The organism is Komagataeibacter sp. NFXK3 (assembly GCF_054182245.1).
In genome coordinates this window covers 148,518-160,183 of record NZ_JAPIVJ010000006.1, presented here as the reverse complement: position 1 = coordinate 160,183, position 11,666 = coordinate 148,518, and the positions used below count along the sequence as shown (strand labels likewise).

Genomic DNA, 11,666 nt, shown 5'->3' with positions numbered 1-11,666 from the left:
CATCAGGCGGCCCGATGCGCGAAAATGTCAGGATCCTCGTAACCCAGTATATCAAGCCGCGCGCGCGTGGGCAGAAAATCGTAGCAGGCCTGCGCCAGTTCACGCCGCCCCTCGCGGTGCAGCAGGGCTTCGAGCTTTGCCCACAGGGCATGCAGGTACAGCACGTCGGATGCGGCATAGGCAAGTTGCTCGGGCCTGAGCACGTCCGCCCCCCAGTCCGATGACTGCTGCTGCTTGCTCAGTTCCACGCCCAGCAGTTCGCGGCACAGATGGGCCAGGCCGTGGCGGTCGGTATAGGTGCGCACCAGTTTTGAGGCGATCTTGGTGCAGATGGCGGGGGCGACCGTAATGCCCAGCGTGTATTGCAGGATGGCCACGTCAAAACGGGCGAAATGCATGAGCTTGGGTAGGGTGGGGTCGGCCAGCACGCGCACGAGGTTGGGGCAGTCGGCCGCCTTTGCGCCTTTGGGCATCTGCACCAGGTGGGCGTGGCCATCGCCGCCGGAAAGCTGCACGAGGCACAGCCGGTCACGGTGCGGGTTCAGGCCCATCGTTTCCGTATCCACCGCAACACTGCCACTGAAGGTGACATGCGCGGGCAGGTCGCCACGGTAGAAGTGAATGGCGTCGGGTGATGGGCTTGTGGCCATATGTGAAATGCTCCGTCACGCAATTGAATTCACGGTGGCAGGTCTGCAACGCAACCGCAAGCGGGGCAGTCCGTTGTGTCGTAACGCCTGTCTGTGCCCTGGGCGGCCAGCACCGTGAGTGATGTGTTCGGGGCGGTTTACACCAATTCCGGCTGCGGAACAGGCAAAAAGATAACGGGACAGGCCCGTGACGGGCTGTCCTGATCGCCCCCGGAGGGGAATGCTATTCAGTTTTGAGAGATGGTGCCCAGAAGAAGACTCGAACTTCCACGACCTTGCGGCCACAGGTACCTGAAACCTGCGCGTCTACCAATTCCGCCATCTGGGCTCAGAGGCTCCCCAGCGGAGGCCGCCGGGGTGGTGTGAGCGCTGTTTAGTCCGGCCTGCGGAGGCGGTCAACAGGGGAAATGCATTTTTTTGAAACCAGGCGCATTTTTTTCGTTCCGTGGTCCGGCGCAGGCTGCCTGGCATGGCGGCGCAAACGAAATGGCTGGGAAGCCGTTTGCAAAAGATGCGAGAACAGGAGCCGGAAAACGATATGGATCACGGGCAGGAGCAGGCCATGGCGCGCAAGGTGGCAACGGTATTTGGCGGGAGCGGATTCGTGGGCCGTTCCGTGGTGGGGCGGCTGGCGCGGGCCGGCTACGTGGTGCGCGTGGCAGGCCGCACGGCGGCGCATGCCACGACCCTGCGCATGCTGGGTGACGTGGGGCAGGTGGTGCCCGTTGTCGCCTCCATCACCGATGAGGCCGCCTGCGTTGCCGCCATCGAGGGCAGCACGCTGGTCATCAACCTCGTGGGCATCCTTTCCCCCCACGGGGCGGCAACCTTCGAGGCGATCCATGTGGCGGGTGCGGCGAGGGTGGCGCGTATCAGTGCCGCCGCGGGCGTTGCGCGGCTGATCCATGTCTCGGCCATTGGCGCGGATGTGGGCAGCCCCTCGGCCTATGCCCGCAGCAAGGGCGAGGGCGAGGCCGCCGTCAGCCGCCACATGCCGCAGGCGATCATTGTCCGGCCCTCGCTCATTTTTGGCGCGGAGGGGGCCATTCCCGCCATGTTCGCCCGCATGGCGCGTTTCATGCCGGTGGTGCCGGTGTTTGGCCCGGCCACCCGCTTCCAGCCCGTGTGGGTGGGGGATGTGGCCGAGGGCATGCTGCGCATCGCCACCAGCGAGGGCATGGAGGGGGCGATCTTCGAGTTTGGTGGCCCCGTGGTCATGACCATGCGCCAGCTCGTGGCCTGGGCTGCGCGGTGGGGTGGGCATCCGCGCCCGCTCATCGAGGTGCCGCGCTGGCTCGCCACCCTTCAGGCCGGCGTGCTCGAGCACCTGCCGGGCAAGCTGCTCACGCGCGATCAGGTCAGGCTGCTTTATGTCGATAACGTCGTGGCCCCCGGCGCCCGCACACTCGAGATGCTGGGCATAACACCCTCGCCCATGGATCTGGTGCTGGACTGATTTCCGCACGGAGGGGAGAATTTCGCGTATTTCTGGTCTTTTCCTGCATTAAGGTCAGTACTGCTGTCTTTTCTTTGGGCAAGGCGTTGCGTAGGTCATGTGCGAACTACCGGGCGCGCATGCCGTGCCCGACGCCTTCCTTCCATATGCAGACCAGGGGCAGACCGATGGCCGAGCGCATGCTGAAATTCGTCTCCGTGGCGCAGGAGCAGCCCGACAAACGGCCTGCCGAGGCGCGCCGCCAGGACTTCAACGAAATTTACGATGAGTTCGTGCCCGCCAAGGCCGAGGCGCAGGCCTCGCGCTGCTCGCAGTGCGGCGTGCCGTTCTGCTCGGTGCACTGCCCGCTGGGCAACAACATCCCCGACTGGCTGATGATGACGGCGGCAGGGCGGATGGAGGAGGCGTATGAACTGTCCTCCGCCACCAACACCTTCCCCGAAATCTGTGGCCGCATCTGCCCGCAGGACCGCCTGTGCGAAGGCAACTGCGTGATCGAGGAAGGGTTCGAGAGCGTCACCATCGGCGCGGTCGAGCGCTACATTACCGATACCGCCTTCGATAATGGCTGGGTCAAGCCGGTCAGGCCGGTGGCCGAGCGCGACGAGAGCGTTGCCATCATCGGTGCCGGTCCCGGTGGCCTTGCCGCGGCCGTGCAACTGCGCGAGCAGGGCTACCAGGTGCATGTCTATGACCGCTACGACCGTATCGGCGGCCTGCTGATGTATGGCATCCCCGGCTTCAAGCTGGAGAAGGACATCGTGCTGCGCCGGCACAGGCTGCTGGTGGAATCGGGCATCCAGTTCCATCTGGGCAAGGGCATTGGCGATACCGACGGCGAGGACAGCATCGCGTTCTCCACCCTGCGCGCGCGCCATGATGGCGTGCTGATCGCAACCGGTGTGTACAAGTCGCGTGACATTGGCGGCCCCGGCGCGGGTCTGGGCGGCATCGTGCGCGCGCTGGATTACCTGACCGCCTCCAACCGCGTCTCGCTGGGCGACAGCGTGGCCGAATATGACAGTGGCGCGCTGAATGCGGCGGGCAAGTCGGTCGTGGTCATTGGCGGTGGCGATACGGCCATGGACTGCGTGCGCACTGCCATCCGGCAGGGGGCGAAGTCGGTCAAATGCCTCTATCGCCGCGACCGCGCCAACATGCCCGGCTCCGTGCGCGAGGTGAAGAACGCCGAGGAAGAAGGCGTGGAGTTCGTCTGGCTCGCAGCCCCGCAGGCGTTCGAGGGCGAGGGCAATGTGAGCGGCGTGCGCGCCAGCCGCATGAAGCTGGGCCTGCCCGATGCCTCGGGCCGCCAGTCGGTCGAGCCGGTGGAGGACAGCGCGTTCACGCTCGAGGCTGACCTCGTGGTCAAGGCGCTCGGCTTTGACCCCGAGCCGCTGCCCACGCTGTGGGGCCAGCCGGAGCTTGAGGTCTCGCGCTGGGGCACGCTCATGGTCGATCGCAAGAGCTTCATGACCAGCCTGCCCGGCGTGTTTGCCGCAGGCGATATCGTACGCGGGGCCAGCCTTGTGGTGTGGGCCATCCGCGATGGGCGTGATGCGGCAGCGCAGATGCACGCATGGCTAGAGGAAATGACGGCGGCACAGGCCGAGGTGGCGGAGTAAGCATGATGGATCAGTTCGAAAACCAGTCCACCGATTTCGTGCAGGAATGGCGCGGCAATGCGCAGGCCATCTCCGGCCTGTACACCCCCGCCGATGAGCATGATGCCTGCGGCGTGGGCATGGTGGCCGCTCTTGACGGCAAGCCGCGCCGCGACGTGGTGGAAGCGGGCATCGCAGCGCTCAAGGCCGTGTGGCACCGGGGTGCGGTCGACGCCGATGGCAAGACCGGCGATGGCGCGGGCATCCATGTCGAGATCCCGCAGGATTTCTTTGCCGACGCCATTCATGCAGGCGGCGCCGAAAGCGGCGTGGACAGCCAGATCGCGGTGGGCATGATCTTCCTGCCCAAGACCGATATCGCAGCGCAGGAGCGGTGCCGCCAGATCATCGAGAGCGAGATCCTGGCATTCGGCTACAGCATCTATGGCTGGCGCCAGGTGCCCATCAATACCGACTGCATTGGCGAGAAGGCCAACGCCACCCGCCCCGAGATCGAGCAGATCCTGATCCGCAACCTGCCCGGCAGCGGGGAGGAAGAGTTCGAGCGCGACCTGTATGTGATCCGCCGCAAGATCGAGAAGAGCGCGATCGCCAACCAGGTCGACCTGTATGTGTGCTCGCTGTCGTGCCGCTCGCTCATCTACAAGGGCATGTTCCTTGCCGAGCACCTGACCGAGTTCTACCCCGACCTGCTCGATCCCCGCTTTGTCAGTCGTTTCGCCATCTATCACCAGCGCTACTCGACCAACACCTTCCCTACATGGAAGCTGGCCCAGCCCTTCCGTCGGCTGGCCCATAATGGCGAGATCAACACCATCTCGGGCAACGTCAACTGGATGAAAAGCCACGAGACGCGGCTGGCCGACCCCATCCTTGACCCCTACATGGATGACCTCAAGCCCGTGGTGCAGGCGCAGGGATCGGACACGGCCTGCTTTGACAACGTGTTCGAGCTGCTGACCTTCGCCGGCCGTGACGCGCCGATGGCGCGCTGCCTGATGATTCCGGCAAGTGTTGGCGGCAACTCCGCCATGCCGCAGCGCCACAAGGACATGTATTCCTACTGCAACGCGGTAATGGAACCGTGGGACGGCCCCGCCGCCCTGTGCGCCACCGATGGCCGCTGGATGGTGGCGGGTCTTGACCGCAGCGGCCTGCGCCCGCTGCGCTACACCCTGACCGAAGGCGGCCTGCTGATCGTGGGCTCCGAGACCGGCATGGTGAAGGTGCCCGAGGCCGAGATCGTGAGCCGTGGCCGCCTCGGGCCGGGGCAGTCGCTGGCGCTGGATCTGAAAACCGCGAAGCTCTACAGCAATGAAGAGCTGCTTGATGAGCTGTCGCAGCGGCAGGACTTCTCGGCCTGGGTCAAGCGCACGCAGGAAATCTCGAGCATTGTCCGCCCCGATGGCAGCGAGCCGGTGCTGTACGGGGCCGAGATGCTGCGCCGCCGCCAGCTTGCCGTGGGCCTGACGCTCGAGGACCTCGAGACAATCCTGCAGCCCATGGTGGAAAACGCCGCCGAGGCCATCGGCTCGATGGGCGATGACACGCCGCTTGCCGTGCTCTCCTCCCGCTACCGGGGGCTGGCGCATTACTTCCGCCAGGCCTTCAGCCAGGTCACCAACCCGCCCATCGACAGCCTGCGTGAAACGCGGGTGATGAGCCTCGTGACCCGCCTTGGCAACCTTGGCAACATTTTGGAGGAAAACGAGAGCCAGTGCGACCTGCTCCAGCTTCCCTCCCCGGTGCTGACCACGGGTGAGTTCCAGGCGCTGGTCGAGTTCTGTGGCAGGAATGCCTGCATCATCGACTGCACCTTCCCCGCCAGCGAGGGCGAGGCCGGGCTGCGCGCCGCCATTGCGCGTATCCGCGCCGAGGCCGAGGACCGCGTGCGCCAGGGCTGCACCCATGTGTTCCTGACCGATGAGCACCAATCCAGCGAGCGGGCATATATCCCGATGATCCTCGCCACGGCGGCGGTGCATACGCATCTGGTGCGCCAGTCGCTGCGCACGTTCACTTCGCTCAACGTGCGCTCGGCCGGGGCGCTCGACGTGCATGCCATTGCGGTGACCATCGGCGTGTGTGCGACGACCGTGAACCCGTACCTGGCGCAGGAAAGCATTGCCGACCGCCACCGTCGCGGCCTGTTCGGCCAGCTTTCGCTCAGCGAGTCGGTGGAGCGCTACCGCAAGGCGGTCAACAAGGGCCTGCTCAAGATCATGTCCAAGATGGGGATTTCCATCGTGGCGTCGTATCGGGGCGGCTACAATTTCGAGGCCATCGGGCTGTCACGCGCGCTGACGGCGGAGTTCTTCCCCGGCATGCCCTCGCGCATCTCGGGCATCGGCCTGACCGGCATCGCGCGCAATGTGCTCAGCTTCCACCACAAGGCGTGGAACAAACAGGTGGAAACGCTTTCCGTCGGCGGGCGCTACAAGCTGCGCCGCAGCGGGGAAGTACATGCCTTTGATGGCAACCTCATCCACATGCTGCAGACGGCGGTGGGCACCGGCAGCTTCTCCATCTACCAGCGTTACGCCGATGCGGTGCGCCGCCTGCCGCCGGTGGCATTGCGCGACCTGCTCGACTTCCGTGGCGGGCGTACGCCCATCCCCGTGGAATCGGTCGAGAGCATCACCGAACTGCGCAAGCGCCTGATCGCGCCCGGCATCTCGCTCGGCGCACTCAGCCCCGAGGCGCACGAGACGCTGTCGATCGCCATGAACCGTATCGGCGCCAAGTCGGATTCGGGCGAGGGCGGTGAAGACCCGGCCCGTGCCAAGCCGCGCCCCAATGGCGATAATGCCTCATCCGCCATCAAGCAGATCGCCTCGGGCCGCTTTGGCGTGACCGCGCAGTACCTCAATGACTGCCGCGAGATCGAGATCAAGATGGCGCAGGGCGCGAAGCCCGGCGAGGGCGGGCAGCTGCCCGGCTTCAAGGTGACCGGCCTGATCGCGAAGCTGCGGCATGCGACGGAGGGCGTGACGCTGATCTCGCCGCCGCCGCACCACGATATCTACTCGATCGAGGATCTGGCCCAGCTCATCTATGACCTCAAGCAGATCAACCCCGAGGCCACCGTGACCGTGAAGCTGGTCGCGCGTTCGGGCATCGGCACGATTGCGGCGGGCGTGGCCAAAGCCAAGGCGGATGCCATCCTGATCTCGGGCCATTCCGGTGGCACGGGGGCGAGCCCGCAGTCTTCGGTCAAGTACGCGGGCATGCCGTGGGAGCTGGGGCTGGCGGAGGCGCATCAGGTGCTGATGCTCAACCGCCTGCGCCACCGCGTGAAGCTGCGCACCGATGGCGGCCTGAAAACCGGGCGCGACGTGGTGATCGCTGCCATGCTGGGTGCGGAAGAGTTCGGCATCGGCACGGCCAGCCTCGTGGCCATGGGCTGCATCATGGTGCGGCAGTGCCACTCCAACACCTGCCCGGTGGGCGTGTGCGTGCAGGATGAGGAACTGCGCAGGAAGTTCGAGGGCACGCCGGAGAAGGTGATCAACCTGTTCTCCTTCATTGCCGAGGACGTGCGCAACATCCTCGCATCGCTGGGCTTCTCCACGCTTAACGAGATCATTGGCCGCACCGACCTGCTGCACCAGGTGCTGCGCGGGGCGGACTATCTCGATGACCTCGACCTCAACTCGCTGCTGGCGCAGGCCGATCCCGGCCCCTATGGCCGCTACTGCACGCGTGAGGGGCGCAACGAGGTGCCCGAGACGCTGGATGCGCAGATGATTGCCGATGCGCGCCCGCTGTTTGACCATGGCGAGAAGATGCAGCTGCAGTACAACGTGCAGAACACGCATCGCGCCATCGGCACGCGCATCTCCTCGCTCATCGTGCGCCAGTTCGGCATGGCCAAGCTCGCACCGGGCCACCTTACGGCGCGGCTGCGTGGCTCGGCGGGGCAGTCGCTGGGTGCATTCGCGGTGCAGGGCCTCAAGCTCGAGGTGCTGGGCGATGCGAACGACTATGTGGGCAAGGGGCTCTCGGGGGCGACCATCGTGGTGCGGCCTTCGCCTTCCTCCAGCCTCGTGTCGAACGAGAACGCGATCGTGGGCAACACGGTGCTGTATGGCGCAACGGCGGGCGCGCTGTATGCGGCAGGGCAGGCGGGCGAGCGCTTTGCGGTGCGCAACTCGGGCGCTATTGGCGTGGTCGAGGGCTGCGGGTCGAACGGGTGTGAATACATGACCGGCGGCACCGTGGTGATCCTGGGTGAGACTGGCGACAATTTCGGCGCGGGTTTCACCGGTGGCATGGCCTTTGTGTATGACGCCAGCGGCACGTTTGCCGAGCGTGTGAACCCCGATACCGTGATGTGGTGCCGCGTTCACGACCCCAAATGGGAGGCCATGCTGCGCGAGCAGGTCGAGACCCATGCCCGCGAGACCGGTAGCCGCTATGCCGAACTGCTGCTGCATGACTGGGACAAGACGCTGCCGCGCTTCTGGCATGTCGTGCCCAAGGAATATGCGAAAGTGATCGGCTTCGAGGCCCCCGCGCTGGCGGTCGGCGCGTAAACGGCAGAAGTTTCGCAAAAAATGGCGGGGCCGGGCAGCAATGTCCAGCCCCGCCTGCGTTGGGGGCATAATATCGGGCAGTGGGGTCGCCTAGCAGGGCATGACGCACTAGATTCACATCATGGAATCGCGGGGCCTGCGCTGGTGCGCAGGCTTCGCCCGATCTGATGGTTGGTGCCCGATCTATGTTCAAAGCGAATTTTTCCGCCTTCCCCTCTGCCCCGCGCAGCGCTGATGCGTCCGCCCCCGCGACCACGCCCGGCCTGGCCGGCCTGCCGCGGTGGGACCTGTCGGACCTGTATGCCGGGCCGGATGCTCCGGCACTTGCCACCGACCTCGATCAGGCCGAGGCCGATGCGCAGGCCTTCAGCAATGCGTGGCAGGGCAGGCTGGCCAGCCTGCCGGGGGCGGAACTGGCGCAGGCCATTGCCGAATACCAGCGCATTGACGAGGTACTGGGCCGCGCAGGCTCCTATGCCCAGCTTCTGTTCGCGGCCAATACGTCGGATTCCGGCGTGGCGCGGTTCGCGCAGTCGATCAATGAACGGCTGACCACCATCTCCACGCATCTCCTGTTCTTCACGCTCGAGATCAACCGCATCGATGATGCGACGCTGTCCGCCCAGATGAGCGATGCGGCACTGGCGCACTGGGCGCCCTTCCTGCGCGACCTGCGCGTGTTCCGCCCCTATCAGCTTTCTGATGAGGTCGAGGCGGTCCTGCACGAGAAATCGGTCACGGGCGCCGCCGCATGGAACCGCCTGTTTGACGAGACGATGGCCGGCCTGCGCGTGCGCCTTGGCGGCGAGCAGGTCACGCTGGGCAATGCGCTTGACACCATGTCCAGCCCCGACCGCAGGCAGCGTGCCGCGGCGGCGAGCGCCATTGGCGATGAGCTGAGCCGGAATGTGAAGCTGTTCTCGCTCATTACCAACACGCTGGCCAAGGACAAGGCCATCATGGACGGGCTGCGCCACTACCCGCGCCCCACCTCGGCGCGCAACTGTGCCAACATGGTGGAAGACGAGGTGGTGGACGCGCTGGTGCAGGCCGTGACCGAGGCCTATCCCCGCCTGTCGCACCGCTATTACGCGCTCAAGGCCAAATGGCTCGGCCTTGAAAAGCTGGAATACTGGGACCGCAACGCCCCCCTGACCACGCAGGATGAACCGCTGATCCCGTGGGCGGAGGCCACAAGGCAGGTGCTCGGCGCCTATGAAGGCTTCGACCCGCGCATGGGCGAAGTGGCAAAACAGTTCTTCGACCACGCATGGATTGATGCGCCACCCGTGCCCGGCAAGGCCTCAGGCGCGTTTGCCCACCCCACGGTGCCCTCCGTCCACCCCTACCTTTTGCTCAACTACCGTGGCCGCACGCGCGATGTGATGACGCTGGCGCATGAACTCGGCCACGGCGTGCATCAGGTGCTGGCGGGCAGGCAGGGCTACCTCATGTCCAGCACGCCGCTCACCCTGGCCGAGACCGCCAGCGTGTTTGGCGAGATGCTGACCTTCCGCGCCCTGCTCGATGCCCAGACCGACCCGGCCCGGCGCAGGCTGATGCTGGCCGCCAAGGTGGAGGACATGCTCAACACCGTGGTGCGCCAGATCGCGTTCTACCGCTTCGAGACACTGGTGCATGAGGAGCGCCGCAAGGGTGAACTCCTGCCCGCGCGCATTGGCGAGATCTGGCGCCAGACCCAGGCCGAGAGCCTTGGCCCGGCCTTCAACTTCACGCCAGATTATGATGTGTACTGGACATATGTTCCGCATTTCATCCATTCACCATTCTATGTGTACGCCTATGCCTTTGGCGATTGCCTGGTAAACGCGCTATATGGGGTGTTCCGGTCCGGGCATCCTGGTTTCCAGGACAAGTATCTCGACATGCTCAAGGCTGGTGGCACCCTGCGGCACCGCGAACTTCTGGCCCCCTTCGGGCTGGATGCGGCCGATCCGGGGTTCTGGCAGAAGGGGCTGGATGTGATCGCCGGATTTATAGATGAACTGGAGCGTGTCTGACGTGGCGGATGAACGGAACCTCGATAATACCGGCCTGTTTGGTGAATTCCGCCGCATGGTGCGCACCTCGGGCACGGTGGGCGGTATCGCCGCGCGCATTGCCGGGCACAAGATGGGCTTCCGCTCCAATCAGGGCGTGCATGCCGAGGACCTGAAAAGCGTGCTCGGCGGGCTGAAGGGCCCGCTGATGAAGGGCGCGCAGCTTCTCTCCACCATTCCCGGCGCCCTGCCCGAGGAATATGCCAAGGAGCTGGCCCAGCTCCAGGCCAATGCGCCGCCCATGGGCTGGACCTTCGTGCGCCGCCGCATGGCCGCCGAACTCGGCCCGAACTGGGAGCGCAACTTCCGCTCGTTCGACCGCACGGCCTCGGCGGCAGCCAGCCTTGGCCAGGTGCACCGCGCGGTGCTGCCCGACGGGCGGCAGGTGGCGTGCAAGCTGCAGTACCCGGACATGAAATCCACCGTCGAGTCCGACCTGCGCCAGTTCCGCATGGCCGTGGGCCTGTTCTATCGCCTCGACAGCACCATCTGCCAGGATGACGTGCTCGAGGAACTGCAGGACCGCCTGTACGAGGAACTCGACTACCAGCGCGAGGCCGCCAACATGCGGCTGTACCGCATCATGATGGCGGACTGGCCCGACGTGACCATTCCCGAGCCTGTTGACAGCCTGTGCACGGGCCGCCTGCTGACCATGGAGTGGGTCAATGGCCAGGGCCTGCAGAAGGTGCTCGACGCCAACCCCACCCAGGAGCAGCGCAACAGCATGGCGCGCGCCCTGTTCCGCGCGTGGTATGCGCCGCTGTACCGCTACGGCGTGATCCATGGCGACCCGCATATGGGCAACTTCACCATACGCGATGACTACGGCATCAACCTGCTCGACTTTGGCGCCATCCGCATTTTCCGCCCGCGCTTCGTGCAGGGCATCATCGACCTGCACAAGGCGATCGAGACGGATGACGAGGATCTGGCCATGCACGCCTACGAGGCATGGGGCTTTGCCAACCTGTCGCGCGATACGGTGCGGGTGCTCAATGACTGGGCGCGCTTCATCTACGGCCCGCTGCTCGATGACCGCGAACGCTTCATCCAGGAAGACAACGACCCGCAATATGGCCGCGCCGTGGCCGAGAAGGTCTATAACGGCCTCAAGCGCACCGGCGGGGTGCAGCCGCCGCGTGAATTCGTGCTGGTGGACCGCTCCGCCGTGGGGCTGGGCAGCGTGTTCCTGCGGCTGAAGGCAAAGGTCAACTGGCATGCGCTGTTTCAGGAGCTTGCGGGCGACTTCAGCGAGGCGGCCCTTGCCACCCGCCAGACCGAGGCCCTGCGCGCCGCCCGCGTGCCGCCGCCGCTTGGCTCGCAGCATTAAGGGGGGCGGC

The 11,666-nt window shown here is 65.5% G+C and carries 6 protein-coding genes and 1 tRNA gene; 5 read left to right on the top strand and 2 right to left on the bottom strand.

What is annotated here, in order from left to right; all coding sequences use genetic code 11:
* Positions 1-2 precede the first annotated feature (2 nt).
* A complete protein-coding gene (locus OQZ28_RS08725) occupies positions 3-650 on the bottom strand; it encodes a ribonuclease D (protein WP_130730068.1) in 648 nt (215 codons plus the stop codon).
* 241 nt (positions 651-891) lie between these two features.
* Positions 892-978: transfer RNA gene (locus tag OQZ28_RS08720), tRNA-Leu, on the bottom strand.
* A 234-nt stretch (positions 979-1,212) separates the two neighbouring features.
* Between OQZ28_RS08720 and OQZ28_RS08715 the strand changes: the two genes are divergently transcribed.
* The 5 genes from OQZ28_RS08715 to OQZ28_RS08695 all read left to right on the top strand — a co-directional run bounded on the left by OQZ28_RS08715 (position 1,213) and on the right by OQZ28_RS08695 (position 11,656).
* Entirely contained in the window at positions 1,213-2,106 is an 894-nt protein-coding gene (locus OQZ28_RS08715) for a complex I NDUFA9 subunit family protein (protein ID WP_458135865.1), read from the top strand.
* A gap of 167 nt (positions 2,107-2,273) precedes the next feature.
* A complete protein-coding gene (locus OQZ28_RS08710) occupies positions 2,274-3,728 on the top strand; it encodes an NAD(P)-dependent oxidoreductase (protein WP_458135843.1) in 1,455 nt (484 codons plus the stop codon).
* A 2-nt stretch (positions 3,729-3,730) separates the two neighbouring features.
* Complete coding sequence (gene gltB, locus OQZ28_RS08705; protein ID WP_458135842.1) at positions 3,731-8,263, top strand: glutamate synthase large subunit; 4,533 nt, start codon at positions 3,731-3,733, stop codon at positions 8,261-8,263.
* 185 nt (positions 8,264-8,448) lie between these two features.
* Positions 8,449-10,284 (top strand): M3 family oligoendopeptidase, encoded by a 1,836-nt coding sequence (locus tag OQZ28_RS08700; RefSeq protein WP_458135841.1) that lies wholly within the window; start codon positions 8,449-8,451, stop codon positions 10,282-10,284.
* On the top strand, positions 10,265-11,656 hold the full coding sequence (locus OQZ28_RS08695; RefSeq protein WP_458135840.1) for an ABC1 kinase family protein: 1,392 nt from the start codon (positions 10,265-10,267) through the stop codon (positions 11,654-11,656). The genes OQZ28_RS08700 and OQZ28_RS08695 overlap by 20 nt, the downstream gene beginning before the upstream one ends.
* Positions 11,657-11,666: the final 10 nt, after the last annotated feature.